This is a genomic window from Streptomyces sp. NBC_00663 (assembly GCF_036226885.1).
GTDB lineage: Bacteria > Actinomycetota > Actinomycetes > Streptomycetales > Streptomycetaceae > Streptomyces.
On record NZ_CP109027.1, the window covers coordinates 1,652,800 to 1,669,040 of the forward strand.

A 16,241-nucleotide genomic window follows, 5' to 3' on the forward strand; every position below is an offset into this window, starting at 1 on the left:
GAAAAGGGCAGCGCGATTCCCGTACGAGACACTCGACTTGACGGTGCGTCAGGAGTTCGTGACGGGCATCCGGTACCGGCCGCGCAGCAGGTACCGGGCGGCGGGAGACACGAGGATCACCTCGTAGCGGGCACGGGAGGCGACGGCAGCGGTGCGCTCACACACGGCCGGGCTCCCCTCACTCGTCATGGATCTCGTCGTACGGCACACCGAGCCCGGTCAGGGGCGGCGTGCGGTTCGTGGTGAGTGTAGGGAGCGGGCGGGCCGGTCGGCACGCGAATATTCGACCGCCCCCAGGGCATCGCAAAACAGCTTGTGCGGGCCGAGGCGAACCTCGACCCGCACAAGCTGCGGTTACTCTCTGTGTCCGAGGGGGGACTTGAACCCCCACGCCCGATAAAGGGCACTAGCACCTCAAGCTAGCGCGTCTGCCATTCCGCCACCCGGACTAGGTGTCTGCCGCCTGGCCGGGGTGTTCCCCGCGGCGACATGGACAACAATACCAAGCTTTCGGAGCGCCTTTCACCTGCATATCCGTGCACCGGGGAGCCGCTTCGCGCAGACTGCGGGGGCGGGTCGGCCGGGTCACCGTGCGCGACCCGGCGATTGCGCGCGGCGGCTCATTTCGCCCGCTCGTGGTACATCTTCCGCGTGTGCTCGGTGTGGGCCCGCATCGCCTCGGTCGCACGCTGTTCGTCGCGGTCCGCGATGGCCGCGATCAGTTCGCGGTGCTCGATCCAGGACTGCCGGCCGCGCTGCCGGGCGACCGGCGTGTAGTACCAGCGGACCCGCCGGTCGACCTGGGCGGCCAGCTCCGCGAGGACCGCGTTGCCGGCCAGCTCCATGATCTTCGCGTGCAGCCGGGCGTTCATCGCGACGGCGGCGTCCACGTCGTCGGCCGCGACGGCACGCTCACCCTCCGCGCACATCTCCTCCAGGACGGCGATGGCCGCGGTACCGGCGTTGGCCGCGGCGAGCCGGGCCGCCTCGGCCTCCAACAGCGTCCGTACGGTGAGGAGCTGGTCGGCCTCCTCCTCGGTCGGCTCATGCACGAACGCACCCTGCGCGGGCCGAAGATCGACCCACCCCTCGGTACTGAGCCGCTGCAACGCCTCCCGCACCGGCTGCCGCGAGACACCGAGATGCCCGGCGAGCTCACTCTCGACCAGATGCTGGCCGGGCTGGAGAGCACGCGTGGTGATGAGTTCGAGGAGCGCCTCATAGACACGGTCACGCAACGGGCCGGGGCGTTCGAGCTTGGGCACCGCACCCTGCGGCAGGCCAGTCGTCGACAACATCACGGCCCCTCCTCGTCAGCATCGTCGCTGTGTGCAGGAGCCAATTATGAATTGGCTTTCGCCTACAGTCTACGGCGCACAACGCGCCGGAGGACCGGGAGTTGTGGGGCACCGGAGCCGGACCGCGGAGTGGCCTAAGTCTTGCTGCGCTTCATTCCATCCTGTAGACAATATTTCGTCGACACAGTTCGACAGTTCCGCGGTACACCCTCGACCGAACGGAGCTCGCCCCGCATGAAAGTCGCAGTCCTCGGCGCCGGAGCCATCGGCGCCTACGTCGGCGCCGCCCTGCACCGCGCAGGCGCCGACGTACACCTCATCGCCCGTGGACCGCACCTCGCGGCCATGAGGCACCACGGCGTCCGCGTCCTCTCCCCCCGCGGCGACTTCACCGCACACACCCACGCCACCGACAACCCCGCCGACATCGGCCCCGTCGACTACGTCTTCCTCGGCCTCAAGGCCACCTCCTACGCGGCGTGCGGACCACTCATCCAACCCCTGCTGCACGCCGACACCGCCGTCATCGCCGCCCAGAACGGCATCCCCTGGTGGTACTTCCACGCCCACGGCGGCCCCCACAACGGCCACCGGCTCGAAAGCGTCGACCCCGGCGGAACCGTCAGCGCCGTCCTCGCCCCCCAACGCGCCATCGGCTGCGTCGTCTACGCCGCCACCGAACTCGAAGCCCCCGGCGTGGTCCGCCACCTCGAAGGCACCCGCTTCTCCATCGGCGAACCCGACCGCAGCCTCTCCCCCCGCTGCCTCGCCTTCAGCCAAGCCATGCAGGCCGGCGGGTTGAAATGCCCCGTCGAACCCGACCTGCGCAACGACATCTGGCTCAAACTCCTGGGCAACATCTCCTTCAACCCCATCAGCGCCCTCGCCCGCGCCACCATGCGCCAAATGTGCCACCACACCGCCACCCGCACCGTCATCCACACCATGATGGAAGAAACCCTCACCGTCGCCGCAGCCCTCGACTGCCACCCCGACATCACCATCGAACGCCGCCTCGCCGGCGCCGAAAAAGTCGGCGACCACCGCACCTCCACCCTCCAAGACCTCGAAGCCGGCAAACCCCTCGAACTCGACGTCCTCCTCACTGCCGTCATCGAACTCGCCACCCTCACCCACACCCCCGTCCCCACCCTCACCACCATCCACGCCCTCACCGACCTCCTCACCCATCGGGCGGGCACCCCCATGAACGTGCTCGTGGGAGCGGACCGCACAGCCCCTCGGGCCGCGGCCACCCAGGGCTGACCGGCCCCCCGCGACACGGCGGCGGGACCCTGAGCGGCGGGGAGCGCCCCCTGCGCCGCAGGGGTCCCGCCTCAGTCGTGTGTACGGCCCATGGCGCATGGATCTGGATCAGATATGGATCCTGTATACGATCGGCCGTATACTTTGTGCACCAACTGCCCCTACCCGGAGGCGACATGGAAGATCTGCATCCCGAGGTGGTCCTGGCAATGGCCGCCCAGGCGCCCGACGGCATCGTGATCATCGACGGCGAAGGACTCATCCGCTACTGGAACCAGGGCGCTGAGCGCATCTTCGGTTTCTCGGCGGCCGATGTGGACGGCCGGAGTCTGGACGTCATCATCCCCGAGAAGCACCAGAAGCGGCACTGGGACGGATTCCAGGAGGCCATGGACCGCGGGACCAGCAAGTACGGCGAAGCCGACCTGCTGAACGTCCCCGCGCTCGCGGCGGACGGGCGCAGGATCTCCATCGAGTTCAGCGTCGTCATGCTCCCCGCCGCCGACGGCGCCATGTACTGCGGAGCCGTCATCCGGGACGTGACCGCACGGCGTGAGCGGGAGCGGGAGTTGATGCGTCGGCGCGCCGAGGCGGCCGTCTGAATCGCTCCACGCGCAACTGAGTGGGGGCCGTTGCCCGAAGGCAACGGCCCCCACTCAGTTGTCCCTGCCTACACGATGACGCCGCTCTCCTTCAGGCGGCCGATGGTCTCCTCGTCGTAGCCGAGTTCGACCAGCACCTCGGAGCTGTGCTCGCCCAGCAGCGGGGCGCCGGTGATGTCGGGCTTGAAGGAGGAGAACTTCACCGGGCTGCCCACGGTGAGGTAGGTGCCGCGTTCCTTCTGCTCGACCTCGACGACCGTGCCGCTCTTGCGCAGGTCCTCGTCGTAGGCGATCTCCTTCATGCTCATCACGGGGGCGCAGGGCACCTCCCATTCGCGCAGGATGTCGACCGCCTCGTACTTGGTCTTGTCCGCGAGCCACTTCTCGATCTCACCGAAGATCTCGAAGATGTGCGACTGACGGGCGCGCGCGGTGGCGTACTCGGGGTCCTCGGCCCATTCGGGGTGGCCGATCACCTCGGCGGTGCGCTTCCAGTTCTGCTCCTGGACGGTGAAGTAGATGTAGGCGTTCGGGTCGGTCTCCCAGCCCTTGCACTTGAGCACCCAGCCGGGCTGGCCGCCGCCGCCCGCGTTGCCGCCGCGCGGGACGACGTCGGTGAACTCGCCGTTGGGGTACTGCGGGTACTCCTCCAGGTGGCCGACCCGCTCCAGGCGCTGCTGGTCGCGCAGCTTGACGCGGCAGAGGTTGAGGACGGCGTCCTGCATGGAGACGGAGACCTTCTGGCCCTTGCCGGTCTTGTTGCGGTCGATGATCGCGGTGAGGATGCCGATCGCCAGGTGCATACCGGTGTTGGTGTCGCCGAGGGCGGCGCCGGAGATGGTCGGGGGGCCGTCCCAGAAGCCGGTGGTGGAGGCGGCGCCGCCGGCGCACTGGGCGACGTTCTCGTAGACCTTGAGGTCGTTCCAGGACGACTGGTCGTTGAAGCCCTTCACCGAGCCGAAGATCAGGCGCGGGTTGAGTTCCTGGATACGCTCCCAGGTGAAGCCCATGCGGTCGAGGGCGCCCGGCGCGAAGTTCTCCACCAGGACGTCGGCGTCCTTGATGAGCTTCTCCAGGACCTCCTTGCCCTCGGCGGTCTTGGTGTTGATGGCGAGGGAGCGCTTGTTGCTGTTGAGCATGGTGAAGTAGAGGGCGTCGAGGTCCTCGATGTCCCTGAGTTGACGGCGTGTCACATCACCGCCGTTGGGGCGCTCGACCTTGAGCACGTCGGCGCCGAACCAGGCGAGCATCTGTGTGCAGGCGGGACCGGCCTGGACCCCGGTGAAGTCGATCACCTTGATTCCGGCGAGCGGCTTTTCACTCATGTCTGCTTCCTTTACGTGAAGTTACGTGGTCGAGGCGGTTGTCCGGGCGGTCACTTCTTGGCCGGCGTGATGTTGCCGACGGTGATGCCCTTGGGGTTGAGGTGTGAGATGTGGCCGCTCTCGGTGCCGGCCGAGGGGTCGATCACGCAGTCGATGAGCGCCGGGCCGCCGGAGGCGAGGGCCTCGGTGAGGGCGGCGGTGACCTCGGCGGGGGTGGTGGCGCGGTAGCCCTTGCCGCCGAACGCCTCGATGAGGAGGTCGTGGCGGGCCGCCGACATGAGGGTGGTGGGCGAGGGGGCGTCGTCGTACGGGTTGGTGTCGTCGCCTCGGTAGACGCCGCCGTTGTTCATGATCACGGTGACGACGGGGAGCCGGTAGCGGCAGATCGTCTCGATCTCGATGCCGCTGAACCCGAAGGCGCTGTCGCCCTCGACGGCCACGACCGGCTGTCCGCTCTCGACGGCGGCGGCTATGGCGTACCCCATGCCGATGCCCATGACGCCCCAGGTACCGCTGTCGAGGCGGTGGCGCGGTACGTGCATGTCGATGACGTTGCGCGCGATGTCCAGGGCGTTGGCGCCCTCGTTGACGAGGTAGGTCTCCGGGCGGGCGTGGATGACGTCGCGTACGGCCTTCAGGGCGCCCATGAACTGCATGGGGTGCGGGTCGGCCGCCAGGCGCTGGGCCATCTTGGCGACGTTCTGCGCGGAGCGCGCCCCCAGTTCGTCGCGCCAGGCCGAAGGGGCCTGGATCTGGCCGGGCTTGGTGCGTTCGGCGAGGGCGTCGAGCACCGACTCGATGTCGCCGACGAGCGGGGCGGCGATGGGCTGGTTGCTGTCCATCTCCTTGGGGTCGATGTCGATCTGGACGAACTTGGCGTCCGGGTTCCAGCCCGCCTGGCCGTGGCCGAGGAGCCAGTTGAGGCGGGCGCCGATCAGCATCACGACGTCGGCCTTCTTCAGCGCCAGGGAGCGGGCGGTGGCGGCCGACTGGGGGTGGTCGTCGGGCAGCAGGCCCTTCGCCATCGACATCGGTACGTACGGGATGCCCGTCGACTCGATGAACTCCCGTACCTTGTCGTCCGCCTGGGCGTAGGCCGCGCCCTTGCCGAGGACGACCAGCGGGCGCTCGGCGGAGGCCAGCAGCTCGATCGCGCGGTCCACCGCCTCCGGCGCGGGGAGCTGGCGCGGCGCGGGGTCGACGAGGCGGCTGAGGGTGCGGTCGCCCTCCGCCTTCGGCAGGATGGCGCCGAGCACGGCGGCAGGAATGTCGAGATAGACGCCGCCGGGGCGCCCGGAGATGGCGGTACGCAGGGCGCGGGCGATACCGCGGCCGATGTCCTCGACGCGGCTCACGCGGTAGGCGGCCTTGACGAACGGCTGCGCGGCGGCGAGCTGGTCCATCTCCTCGTAGTCGCCCTGCTTGAGGTCGACGAGGTGACGCTCGCTGGAGCCGGAGATCTGCACCATGGGGAAGCAGTTGGTGGTCGCGTTCGCCAGGGCGACCAGGCCGTTGAGGAAGCCCGGTGCCGACACCGTCAGGGCCACGCCCGGTTTCTTGGTGAGGTAGCCGGCGGCGGCCGCCGCGTGTCCGGCGTTGCTCTCGTGCCGGAAGCCGATGTAGCGGATGCCCTGGGCCTGGGCGAGACGGGCGAGGTCGGTGATCGGGATGCCGACGACCCCGTAGATGGTGTCGACGTCGTTCATCTTGAGCGCGTCGACGACCAGGTGGTACCCGTCGGTGAGCTCGGTCGGCACGTCGGCTGCTGCCGCGGTCTCCTGTGTCGAGGGGGCGGTCATGGTCCGGGGTCCTCCTTGGGCAGGTCCTGCCGGTGCGGCTACTCCTCTCACCATCCGCAGCGCGTGCGCGCCCGTCCAAGACCCATCGGCGACCAGCCGATAAGCAACTTCTATCGAGAGCCGTGGAAGGGGCTCGCAACTCCCTTGATAGAGGCCCGTTATCGACCGTTCGGCAGTGCGTATTGGACGCCCGCCGAAGGCCGCCGCAGGCTCGCAGAGGACTGTTCCGTCGGACCTGGCGCTAGGGGGTGGGGGCATGGCCGCTGTGATCGCGGCATCCGTGCGCGGCGCGGGCCGGTACCGGCCTCCGGCACTCACCGGTCTCGTCGACCTGCTCGACCGGCAGGTCCGGGAACGTCCCTACGCCCGTGCCCTCGTCGTCGGTGGCGGGCGGGTGCAGCTGTCCTACCGGGCGCTCGCCGGGCTGGCCGACGACCTGGCTGCCCGGCTCGGCGGGGCGGGGCTGGGGCGGGGTGACGCGGTCGGGGTGCTGTCCGCCAACACCGCGGAGTTCGTGGTGGCGTTGCTCGGTGCGGCGCGGGCGGGGCTGGTGGTCGCGCCGCTCGACCCGGCCCTGCCGGGGACACAACTGTCGGCGCGGATCGGGGCCTTGGGGGCGAGGGCGGTCCTCGCGGGGCCGCCGGTGAGCGATGTCCGGCCGCCCGTTCCTGTCTGGCCACTGCGGGTGGATGCCTCGCGAGCGGGTTCGGCGTCGGTCGCGCTGGCCCCCGGGCAGGCGCCGCGGGTGCTGGGCGCCTCGGCCGAGTTGTCGGGTGATGACGCCCTGGTTCTCTTCACCGCCGGGACCACCGCCCTCGCGAAGATGGTTCCGCTCACCCACGCGAACGTGACGGCGTCCGTGCAGAACATCTGCGCCACCTACGAGTTGGGGCCGGGTGACGCGACGGTCGCGGTGATGCCGTTCTTCCACGGGCACGGGCTGTTCGCGGCGCTGCTGTCGTCGCTGGCGAGCGGCGGCTGTGTGCTGCTGCCCGAGAGGGGGCGGTTCTCGGCGGGGACGTTCTGGGACGACATGCGGGCCGTGGCCGCCACGTGGTTCACCGCGGTGCCTGCCATTCACGAGATCCTGCTGGACCGCTCGGAGCAGGAGTACCCGGGGCCGCAGGCGCCGCCACTGAAGTTCGTCCGCAGTTGCAGCGCGCCGCTCAACACGGCGACGCAGCGGGCGTTGGAGCGAACGTTCGGCGCGCCCCTGCTCTGCGCGTACGGGATGACCGAGGCCTCCCATCAGGCGACCAGCGAACCCCTGCCGGGGCGGGGCGAGTTGCGGCAGGGGTCCGTCGGCCGGCCGACCGGGGTCGAGGTGCGCGTCGTCGACCGCGACGGACGCACCTGTCCCGTGGGCGTGGAGGGCGAGGTGTGGGTGCACGGTCCCACCGTCGCCCGTGGCTATCTCGCCGACCCGGACGAGTCGTCGTACAGCTTCGTCGACGGGTGGCTGCGCACGGGTGACCTCGGCACGCTGGACGAGGACGGGTATCTGTCGCTGACCGGGCGGATCAAGAACCTCATCAACCGGGGCGGGGAGAAGATCGCGCCCGAGCATGTCGAGGACATCCTCGCCGGGTGCCCGGGGGTGGCGGAGGCGGCCGTGTTCGCCGTACCGGACGGGACGTACGGGCAGCTGGTGGGTGCGGCCGTGGTGGTGCGGGACGGTGACGTCGGGGTCGCGGAGATCCTGCGGTACTGCCGGGACCGGCTCGCCGCGTTCGAGGTGCCCGACCGGGTCGAGGTGGTCGCCGCGCTGCCGTACACCGCCAAGGGAGGGCTGGACCGCAAGGCCGTACAGGCGCGGTATGCGCCGTGAGCGTCAGGGGACGGCCTGGACGAGGGGGGCGGTGGTCGGGAGGGGGCGGGCGAAGACGTCGTCCAGGGACAGGCCCGTCGCCGCGTCGACGAAGGCGCGGGCGGCGACCGAGCCGGGGGTGCCCGCGTGGATCGCCACCGAGACCTGGGCGCCGGCCGCCGGGTCCACGAGGGGCAGCGCCCGGGTCCGGCCCACGACCGGCAGCGCCCGCAGCCAGGTGTGCGGCACGATGCTCGCCCAGCCGCCACCGCCCACGTGTGCGTAGAGGGAGGCGATCGAGTCCGTCTCGATCTGCGGGGTCACCACGAACCCCTTCTCGGCGAAGACGGTGTCGACGATCTGCCGGATCCGCATGTCGGGCGTCAGCATCGCGAGCGGCAGCTGGGCCGCGTCCGCCCAGGAGACGGTGGCGGACTGGGCGACGGGCTGGTCGTGGGAGACCAGCAGCATGTACCGCTCCTGGTAGAGGGGGACGACCTGGAGTCCCTCCTGGTCGCCGGGGTCGAAGTGGGCGATCGCCACGTCGAGTTCGAAGTCCCTCAGCTGGCGGTGGAGTTCCTTCGTCGACAGCCGGGAGCGGACCTGCACCTTGGCCAGCGGGTGGGCGGCGCAGAACGCGGCGACGGGCAGCGCCAGGGTCGTGGACGCCGTGGGGTCGGTGCCGAGCCGCAGCGTGCCCGTGATGCCGGACTGGACGGCGGCGACCTCGGCCTTGAAGGCGTCCTGCTCGGCGAGGATCCGCTTGGCCCATACGACGAGACGCTCGCCCTCCGGGGTGAGGCCCTGGTAGGTGTGGCCTCGGTTGATCAGCGTGACGTTGAGCTCCCGCTCCAGCTTGGCGATCGCCGCCGAGAGCGCCGGCTGCGACACGAAGCAGGATTCGGCCGCCCGGGCGAAGTGCCGTTCCCTCGCCACCGCCACGAAGTACTCAAGCTGCCGGAACAGCATGAACGACTCCTCTCTCGCCGGGCAGGCCGGGACTGTAGACGGTCGACGCAGATACTGTATGCAGTATCCGTTCGACGTGTACAGCCCCGGACACGCCCCGCGTCAAGGTCGACGCCGCTCAGCGCAGGAGCTTCACCGCGGCGACCACCAAGGGGTCAAGACCCTCCGCCCCGGCATCGGCGTACTCGTACAGCCGGGCCCGCATCCGCGGGTCCCAGAACCGGCCGATGTGCCCCGCGATCTCCTCGGCGGCCCGCTCCTCGGGCAGATGCCGGAGGTTCCTGGCGATGTCGTTCGCCATCCGCTGCTCGGACGGCACGGTCGCTGTCATCTCAGGCCCCCACCGTCGCGAGGCCCACCTGCACGGCGGTCACCTTGTACTCCGGGCAGTTGGTCGCCCAGTCGGAGTTCTCGGTGGTCACGACGTTCGCACCGGTCACCGGGTGGTGGAAGGTCGTGTAGACGACCCCGGTCGGCATCCGGTCGGAGATCTCCGCCCGCAGGGTGGTCTGTCCCACCCGGCTGGCCAGGGTGACCATGTCACCGTTCTTGATGCCGCGGTCCTCCGCGTCATGCGGATGCAGCTCCAGGATGTCCTCGGCGTGCCAGGCGACGTTGCCGGTACGGCGGGTCTGCGCACCGACGTTGTACTGGCTGAGGATGCGGCCGGTCGTCAGGACCAACGGGAAGCGCCGGGTGCTGCGTTCGTTGGTCGGCACGTACGACGTGACCACGAACTTCCCCTTGCCGCGCACGAATTCGTCCACGTGCATGATGGGCGTACCCTCCGGGGACTCCTCATTGCACGGCCACTGGACGCTGCCCAGCTTGTCGAGCAGGTCGAAGGAGACACCGGTGAACGTCGGAGTGACGGCGGCGATCTCGTCCATGATCTGGCCCGGGTGGTCGTACGCCATCGGGTACCCCATGGCGGTGGCGATCTCGCTCACGATCTGCCACTCGTGCTTGCCCGTCTTGGGCTTCATCACCGCGCGGACACGGTTGATGCGGCGCTCGGCGTTGGTGAACGTGCCGTCCTTCTCCAGGAACGAGGCTCCCGGCAGGAAGACGTGCGCGAACTTGGCCGTCTCGTTGAGGAACAGGTCCTGGACGACGACGAGTTCCATCGCCTCCAGGGCGGCGGTGACATGCTTCAGGTTGGGGTCGGACTGGGCGATGTCCTCGCCGTGGACGAACAGGCCGCGGAAGGTGCCGTCGATGGCCGCGTCGAACATGTTGGGGATGCGAAGTCCCGGCTCGGCGAGGAGGGTTCCGCCCCAGAGGTTCTCGAAGACGGTGCGGACCGCGTCGTCCGAGACGTGGCGGTAGCCGGGGAGTTCGTGCGGGAAGGAGCCCATGTCGCAGGAGCCCTGGACGTTGTTCTGCCCCCGCAGCGGGTTCACTCCGACGCCGTCGCGGCCGATGTTGCCGCAGGCCATCGCGAGGTTGGCCATACCCATGACCATGGTCGAGCCCTGGCTGTGCTCGGTGACGCCGAGGCCGTAGTAGATGGCGCCGTTGGGGGCCGTCGCGTACAGCCGTGCGGCGGCGCGGAGTTCGGCGGCCGGTACGCCGGTGATCTCCTCGACCGCCTCGGGGCTGTTCTCCGTCCGCGCGACGAACTCGGCCCAGTCGTCGAAGCCTTCACAGCGGGCGGCCACGAAGTCCCGGTCGACCAGCCCCTCGGTGACGACCACGTGGGCCATGGCGTTGACCACCGCGACATTGGTGCTGGGCCGCAGCTGGAGGTGGTGCTCGGCCTCGATGTGCGGGGAGCGGACCAGGTCGATGCGGCGCGGGTCCACGACGATGAGCTTGGCGCCCTCGCGCAGCCGGCGCTTCATACGGGAGGCGAACACCGGGTGGCCGTCGGTGGGGTTGGCGCCGATGACCATGATGACGTCGGCCTGCGCCACGGAACGGAAGTCCTGGGTGCCCGCCGACTCGCCGAAGGTCTGCTTGAGGCCGTATCCCGTCGGGGAGTGGCAGACGCGGGCACAGGTGTCGACGTTGTTGTTGCCGAAGGCCGCGCGGACCATCTTCTGGACGACGTACACCTCCTCGTTGGTGCAGCGGGAGGAGGTGATGGCGCCGACCGCGCCCGAGCCGTGCCGGTCCTGGATCTCGCGCATACGGCGGGCGACCGTGCCGATCGCCTCGTCCCACTCGACCTCGCGCCACGGGTCGGTGATCCGGTCACGGACCATGGGCTTGAGTCGGCGGTCGGGGTGGGTGGCGTAGCCGAAGGCGAAGCGGCCCTTCACACAGGAGTGGCCCTCGTTGGCGCCGCCGTCCTTGTACGGGACCATGCGCACGAGTTCGTCGCCGCGCAGCTCGGCCTTGAAGGAGCAGCCGACACCGCAGTACGCGCAGGTGGTGACAACGGACCTGGTGGGCATGCCGAGTTCGACGACCGAGCGCTCCTGGAGCGTGGATGTCGGGCATGCCTGGACGCAGGCGCCGCAGGAGACGCACTCGGAGTCCATGAAGGACTCCCCCGCGCCCGGCGAGACCTTGGACTCAAAGCCGCGCCCCTCGATGGTGAGCGCGAACGTGCCCTGGACCTCACCGCAGGCGCGGACACAGCGGGAGCAGGCGATGCACTTGGCCGGGTCGAAGTCGAAGTAGGGGTTGGAGGTGTCCTTCTCGGCATCGAGGTGGTTGGCGCCCTCGTAGCCGTAGCGGACCTGCCTGAGGCCCACCACGCCTGCCATGTCCTGGAGTTCGCAGTCGCCGTTGGCGGGGCAGGTGAGGCAGTCGAGGGGGTGGTCGGAGATGTAGAGCTCCATGACGCCCTGGCGGAGTTTCTCCACCTTCGGCGTCTGGGTGCTCACCTGCATGCCGTCGGAGCAGGGGGTGGTGCAGGAGGCCGGGGTGCCGCGGCGGCCGTCGATCTCCACCACGCACAGACGGCAGGAGCCGAAGGCGTCCAGGCTGTCGGTGGCGCAGAGTTTGGGAATGTCGACCCCGGCCTCGGCGGCGGCGCGCATCACCGAGGTGCCTTCGGGCACCGTCACCGGCAGTCCGTCGATCTCGACGGACACCGTGGCCGGGCCCGGTCGCTCCGGTGTTCCGAAGTCGGGTTCCTTGAGGAGCGTCATACCGTGCCCTCCGTCCTCGTGTTCACGGGGTGGATGTCCAGGAGCCTGCGCCCGCCGAGGAAGTCGTCGGGGAAGTGGGCGAGCGCGCTGCGCACGGGCATCGGGGTCAGCCCGCCCATGGCGCAGAGCGAACCGTCGGTCATCAGGTCGCAGAGGTCTTCGAGCAGGGCGAGGTTCTCGTCGCGGTGCGTGCCGGCGACGATCTTGTCGATCACCTCGACACCGCGTACGGCCCCGACCCGGCAGGGGGTGCACTTGCCGCAGGACTCCTCCGCGCAGAACTCCATCGCGAACCGGGCCTGCGCGGCCATGTCCACGCTGTCGTCGAAGACGACGACACCGCCGTGCCCGAGCATCGCGCCGGCCTCGGCGAACGCCTCGTAGTCCATGGGCAGTTCGAACTGCGACTCCGGCAGATACGCGCCGAGCGGCCCGCCGACCTGAACCGTTCGCACCGGGCGTCCGGTGCGGGTGCCGCCGCCGTAGTCCTCGATCAGCTCGCGCAGCGTGATGCCGAACGCGGTCTCCACGATCCCGCCGCGCGCGATGTTGCCGCCGAGCTGGAAGACCTGGGTGCCGCGGGAGCGGCCGACGCCGAGGTCCTGGTAGGCCTGGGGGCCGTCGGCGAGGACGACGGGGACGGTGGTGAGGGTCAGGACGTTGTTCACCACGGTCGGCTTGCCGAACAGGCCCTCGATCGCCGGGATCGGCGGTTTCGCCCGGACCATGCCGCGCTTGCCCTCCAGGCTCTCCAGCATGGAGGTCTCCTCACCGCAGATGTACGCGCCGGCGCCGACGCGTACATGCAGGTCGAAGTCGAGCGTCGAACCGAGGATGCCCTGGCCCAACCAGCCCTGCTCGCGGGCGAGTTCGATGGCCTCGCGCATCGTGGCGATGGCGTCCGGGTATTCGGAGCGGATGTAGAGGTAGCCCTCGGTCGCGCCGACGGCGTGGGCGGCGATGGTCATGCCCTCGATCAGCAGGAACGGGTCGCCCTCCATGACCATCCGGTCGGCGAAGGTCCCGCTGTCGCCCTCGTCGGCGTTGCAGCAGACGAACTTCAGCTCGTCGGCGCAGTCCAGGACCGTCTTCCATTTGATGCCGGCCGGGAATCCGGCGCCGCCGCGACCGCGGAGTCCCGACTCGGTGACGGCGGCGACGACCTCGGAGGGGGCCATGTCGAGGGCGGCGCGGAGTCCCTTGAGCCCGCCGTGTTCGACATAGTCGGCCGGGGAGAGGGGGTCGGTGATGCCGACCCGGGCGAAGGTGACCCTCGTCTGCCGTGCCAGCCAAGGGAGTTCGTCGACGAGGCCGAGACGCAGCGGGTGGTCCGCGCCGTCGAGCAGGCCGGCGGCGAGAAGTCCGTCGACGTCCTCGGGGGCCACGGGGCCGTAGCCGACACGGCCCCGCGGGGTGACCACCTCGATCATCGGCTCCAGCCAGAGCATGCCGCGCGATCCGTTGCGTACGACGTCGATCGCGAAGTCGCCGCGTGTGGCGGCGCCTTGAAGAGCGGCGGCGACCTCGTCCGCGCCGACGGAGCGGGCCGCCGAGTCGCGGGGGACGTAGACCACGGCCGCGGAGTGGGAAGCGTCGCTCATCATCACACCGTCCCGTTGAGGATCGAGCCCAGGCGGGCCGGGCCCACCCTTCCGTACAGCCGACCGTTCGCCTCGACCGAGGGCCCCAGTGCACAGTTGCCCAGGCAGAAGACCTGCTCGACGGTGACCGTGCCGTCCGCCGTGGTCTCGCCGAGCGTCAGTCCGGCCTCGCGCGCATAGCTCACCAGACCGTCGGCGCCCAGCGCCTGGCAGGCCTCGGCCCGGCAGATGCGGACCGTGGTGCGGCCCGCGGGCTCGCGGCGGAAGTCGTGGTAGAAGGTCACCACTCCATGGACGTCCGCCCGGGAGAGGTTGAGTTCGTCGGCCAGGACCGGGATCGCCTCTTGTGGCACATGCCCCAACTCGGCCTGCACGGCGTGCAGTACGGGCAGCAGCGCGCCGCGTTGACCCCGGTGATCGGCCACCACCCTCCGGACCACGCTCTCGACCGTCACATCACTCCCGCTGGTCGTCATGATCGCTTCGCCTTCCGTCACACGGGTCCCCGGCGAGGGCTGAAGGAGACTGAGACAATACCTCATACAGGCTTCTGTATACAGACGACAGTCGCAGAAGACCGTGGCTCTCGGCAGGCGTCCCGCGCCGATGGTCTACAGGCCACGCCATGTTGCATACCAAAACCTGTATCCTGACGCCGTCGTCGGCAACGCCCGGCGGCTGACCCTCTCGACGGCAGAACAGGACGACCATGCGCGAGGCACTCACGGCTGCGGCGACCCGGCGCGTCACCCGCCCGGCACCACTGCGCCAGGCCGTGTACGACGCCCTGACCGAGCTGATCGTCAACGGCTCCCTCAAGCCCGGCCAGCACCTGGTCGAGGCCGAGCTCGCCGAGCACCTCGGGGTCAGCCGCCAGCCGGTGCGCGAGGCCCTCCAGCGCCTCCAGACCGCCGGCTGGGTCGATCTGCGGCCCGCCCAGGGCGCGTTCGTGCACTCCCCCACCGAGGAGGAGGCGGCCCAACTCCTCGGCGTCCGCGCGGTCCTGGAGACCTACTCGGCACAACTCGCCGCCCAGAACGCGAAGCCCGAGGACGTCGAGCGCCTCTGGGAGCTCCACCAGGAGGGCGTCGACGCGCTCGCCGAGGGTGACGTCGATCGGCTGGTCGCCGCCAACACGACCCTGCACTCCTTCATCACCTCCGTGGCCGCCAACGACGTCCTCGCCGAAATGCTCGGCCAGGTGGGCCAGAAGGTGCGCTGGTACTACACGCCCATCGCCAAGCCCCGCGGCAAGGAGGCCTGGAACGAGCACAGCCAGCTCATCAAGGCCGTCGCCAAGGGGGACGCGGACCGGGCGGGCGAGGTGATGCGCAAGCACGCCGAGCGCACGGCCGACTTCTACCGCAAGCAGTTCGCCGCAAAGACGGAGCGGGGCTGACACAACTCGTCGCCTTCCTAAGGGAGTTCCGGATTTCGGAGTCCCGAATGCCGGGAGTACCGGATGCCGGGAGTTCAGGCCGGCTTGGGTTCCGGACGGCGGGAGTTCCGGACGGGCGGGGGTTCAAGACGGCGGGGGTTCAAGACGGCGGGCGTTCAAGACGCCGGGCGTTCAAGACGGCGGGCGTTCAAGACGGCGGGCGTTCAAGACGGCGGGCGTTCAAGAGGGCGTCAAGGAGGCGGTCGGGCGGGAAGCGGTGACGCCGACCGCCTGCGGGGCCTGAACTCCCGTGCTCCCGGCGGCCCGTAGCTCGCGCAGCCACGGCAGGACCGTACGCCGCACGATGTCCTGCCCGGCACCGTCCGCGCCGAGCATCGCGTCGGCAGGGACGAGAACCGGGTCGGCGAACACCGTGGACGTCCCACTGCCGTACGGCCCCGCGCCGCCGGGCCGGGCCGGCACGAACAGGTCCGGGGCATGCGCCGGAACACCCCACAGCGTGAGACCGTCGGGCGTGGCGAGCGGACGGGAGGACCACACATAGCTGTCGGCCTCCCCGGCCGCCACCACCCGGTGCTTACGGGCCCGCAGCGCGACGACGCCACCGGACCGGACGGCACTGGAGTGCGGCGCGAGCAGGTCGTCCTCCCCTTGCGCCTCCGTCTCCGCGAGGGCGAGGCTGCTGAGATGGCGGCCGGCCGCGATCTCCGTACGCACCCACGAGCCGCCGTACGCCTCGATGACGGCGACCGCCGCGTAGTGGGACCCGAGGACGGCCGCCGTGGCCGGGCAGACGCGTGCGGTACGGGCCACCACCTCGGCGGCCTCCGGCAGCCCCTGTCCCCCGCCGCCGTACGACGTGGAGACGGTGAGCCCCAGCAGCCGGGCACGTCCGAGGGCCGTCACCGCGGCGCGGGGGAACCTGCCCCGCACGGCTGCCAGTTCGGCGGCCGGAGTGACGACACTGGTCAGGACTTCTGAGAGAGCGGTGCGGTAGGACACGGGGCGACCCCCTCGGGAGTGGCTGTTGGACCACTGTTGGACTACTGCCGATCGATGATTGCATACAGTATT

At 70.0% G+C, this 16,241-nt stretch carries 14 protein-coding genes and 1 tRNA gene; 4 read left to right on the plus strand and 11 right to left on the minus strand.

What is annotated here, in order from left to right:
• Nucleotides 1-48 precede the first annotated feature (48 nt).
• The 3 genes from OG866_RS07545 to OG866_RS07555 form a co-directional block, all read right to left on the minus strand.
• On the minus strand, nt 49-189 hold the full coding sequence (locus OG866_RS07545) for a hypothetical protein (RefSeq protein ID WP_329332661.1): 141 nt from the start codon (nt 187-189) through the stop codon (nt 49-51).
• 175 nt (nt 190-364) lie between these two features.
• Nucleotides 365-449, minus strand: a tRNA-Leu gene (locus OG866_RS07550).
• A 171-nt stretch (nt 450-620) separates the two neighbouring features.
• Entirely contained in the window at nt 621-1,298 is a 678-nt protein-coding gene (locus OG866_RS07555) for a GntR family transcriptional regulator (protein WP_329332662.1), read from the minus strand.
• A gap of 234 nt (nt 1,299-1,532) precedes the next feature.
• On the opposite strand from OG866_RS07555, the gene OG866_RS07560 reads away from it, so the two are divergent.
• Nucleotides 1,533-2,564, plus strand: coding sequence for a 2-dehydropantoate 2-reductase (locus OG866_RS07560; RefSeq protein WP_329332663.1), 1,032 nt, complete (start codon nt 1,533-1,535; stop codon nt 2,562-2,564).
• Nucleotides 2,565-2,740: 176 nt separating this feature from the next.
• Nucleotides 2,741-3,166 carry a PAS domain S-box protein gene (locus OG866_RS07565; protein ID WP_329332664.1) on the plus strand — a complete coding sequence of 142 codons (426 nt, stop codon included), beginning with the start codon at nt 2,741-2,743 and terminating at the stop codon, nt 3,164-3,166.
• Between the two features lie 68 nt (nt 3,167-3,234).
• Here OG866_RS07565 and frc read toward each other — a convergent pair whose 3' ends face one another.
• Together frc and oxc are read right to left on the minus strand one after the other, a co-directional pair.
• Nucleotides 3,235-4,491 (minus strand): formyl-CoA transferase, encoded by a 1,257-nt coding sequence (gene frc / locus OG866_RS07570; RefSeq protein WP_329332665.1) that lies wholly within the window; start codon nt 4,489-4,491, stop codon nt 3,235-3,237.
• A 50-nt stretch (nt 4,492-4,541) separates the two neighbouring features.
• Nucleotides 4,542-6,290: an oxalyl-CoA decarboxylase gene (gene oxc / locus OG866_RS07575; RefSeq protein WP_329332666.1), complete on the minus strand. Its 1,749-nt coding sequence runs from the start codon at nt 6,288-6,290 to the stop codon at nt 4,542-4,544.
• A 256-nt stretch (nt 6,291-6,546) separates the two neighbouring features.
• On the opposite strand from oxc, the gene OG866_RS07580 reads away from it, so the two are divergent.
• Entirely contained in the window at nt 6,547-8,118 is a 1,572-nt protein-coding gene (locus tag OG866_RS07580; RefSeq protein WP_329332667.1) for a FadD7 family fatty acid--CoA ligase, read from the plus strand.
• 3 nt (nt 8,119-8,121) lie between these two features.
• Here OG866_RS07580 and OG866_RS07585 read toward each other — a convergent pair whose 3' ends face one another.
• The 5 genes from OG866_RS07585 to OG866_RS07605 form a co-directional block, all read right to left on the minus strand.
• On the minus strand, nt 8,122-9,066 hold the full coding sequence (locus OG866_RS07585) for a LysR family transcriptional regulator (protein ID WP_329332668.1): 945 nt from the start codon (nt 9,064-9,066) through the stop codon (nt 8,122-8,124).
• 118 nt (nt 9,067-9,184) lie between these two features.
• Entirely contained in the window at nt 9,185-9,397 is a 213-nt protein-coding gene (locus OG866_RS07590) for a formate dehydrogenase subunit delta (RefSeq protein ID WP_329332670.1), read from the minus strand.
• Between the two features lies 1 nt (nt 9,398).
• Nucleotides 9,399-12,167, minus strand: coding sequence for a formate dehydrogenase subunit alpha (fdhF, locus tag OG866_RS07595; RefSeq protein ID WP_329332672.1), 2,769 nt, complete (start codon nt 12,165-12,167; stop codon nt 9,399-9,401).
• A complete protein-coding gene (locus OG866_RS07600; protein WP_329332674.1) occupies nt 12,164-13,768 on the minus strand; it encodes a formate dehydrogenase beta subunit in 1,605 nt (534 codons plus the stop codon). Before OG866_RS07600 ends, fdhF begins: the two co-directional genes overlap by 4 nt.
• Nucleotides 13,769-13,770: 2 nt before the next feature.
• Complete coding sequence (locus OG866_RS07605; RefSeq protein WP_329332676.1) at nt 13,771-14,244, minus strand: NAD(P)H-dependent oxidoreductase subunit E; 474 nt, start codon at nt 14,242-14,244, stop codon at nt 13,771-13,773.
• A 233-nt stretch (nt 14,245-14,477) separates the two neighbouring features.
• On the opposite strand from OG866_RS07605, the gene OG866_RS07610 reads away from it, so the two are divergent.
• Complete coding sequence (locus tag OG866_RS07610) at nt 14,478-15,167, plus strand: GntR family transcriptional regulator (RefSeq protein WP_329332678.1); 690 nt, start codon at nt 14,478-14,480, stop codon at nt 15,165-15,167.
• A gap of 219 nt (nt 15,168-15,386) precedes the next feature.
• Here OG866_RS07610 and OG866_RS07615 read toward each other — a convergent pair whose 3' ends face one another.
• The gene (locus OG866_RS07615) at nt 15,387-16,169 is read right to left on the minus strand and encodes an acyl-CoA dehydrogenase family protein (RefSeq protein WP_329332680.1); all 783 of its coding nucleotides are present in this window, start codon (nt 16,167-16,169) and stop codon (nt 15,387-15,389) included.
• Nucleotides 16,170-16,241 lie beyond the last annotated feature (72 nt).

Excerpts from the sequence above, each read along its gene's own strand:
- OG866_RS07580 (WP_329332667.1), top strand. The coding sequence starts at position 6,547 with ATGGCCGCTGTGATCGCGGCATCCGTGCGCGGCGCGGGCCGGTACCGG.
- OG866_RS07590 (WP_329332670.1), bottom strand. The coding sequence starts at position 9,397 with ATGACAGCGACCGTGCCGTCCGAGCAGCGGATGGCGAACGACATCGCC.
- OG866_RS07605 (WP_329332676.1), bottom strand. The coding sequence starts at position 14,244 with ATGACGACCAGCGGGAGTGATGTGACGGTCGAGAGCGTGGTCCGGAGG.
- OG866_RS07585 (WP_329332668.1), bottom strand. The coding sequence starts at position 9,066 with ATGCTGTTCCGGCAGCTTGAGTACTTCGTGGCGGTGGCGAGGGAACGG.
- oxc (WP_329332666.1), bottom strand. The coding sequence starts at position 6,290 with ATGACCGCCCCCTCGACACAGGAGACCGCGGCAGCAGCCGACGTGCCG.
- OG866_RS07560 (WP_329332663.1), top strand. The coding sequence starts at position 1,533 with ATGAAAGTCGCAGTCCTCGGCGCCGGAGCCATCGGCGCCTACGTCGGC.
- OG866_RS07555 (WP_329332662.1), bottom strand. The coding sequence starts at position 1,298 with ATGTTGTCGACGACTGGCCTGCCGCAGGGTGCGGTGCCCAAGCTCGAA.
- frc (WP_329332665.1), bottom strand. The coding sequence starts at position 4,491 with ATGAGTGAAAAGCCGCTCGCCGGAATCAAGGTGATCGACTTCACCGGG.
- OG866_RS07565 (WP_329332664.1), top strand. The coding sequence starts at position 2,741 with ATGGAAGATCTGCATCCCGAGGTGGTCCTGGCAATGGCCGCCCAGGCG.
- OG866_RS07600 (WP_329332674.1), bottom strand. The coding sequence starts at position 13,768 with ATGAGCGACGCTTCCCACTCCGCGGCCGTGGTCTACGTCCCCCGCGAC.
- OG866_RS07610 (WP_329332678.1), top strand. The coding sequence starts at position 14,478 with ATGCGCGAGGCACTCACGGCTGCGGCGACCCGGCGCGTCACCCGCCCG.
- fdhF (WP_329332672.1), bottom strand. The coding sequence starts at position 12,167 with ATGACGCTCCTCAAGGAACCCGACTTCGGAACACCGGAGCGACCGGGC.
- OG866_RS07545 (WP_329332661.1), bottom strand. The coding sequence starts at position 189 with ATGACGAGTGAGGGGAGCCCGGCCGTGTGTGAGCGCACCGCTGCCGTC.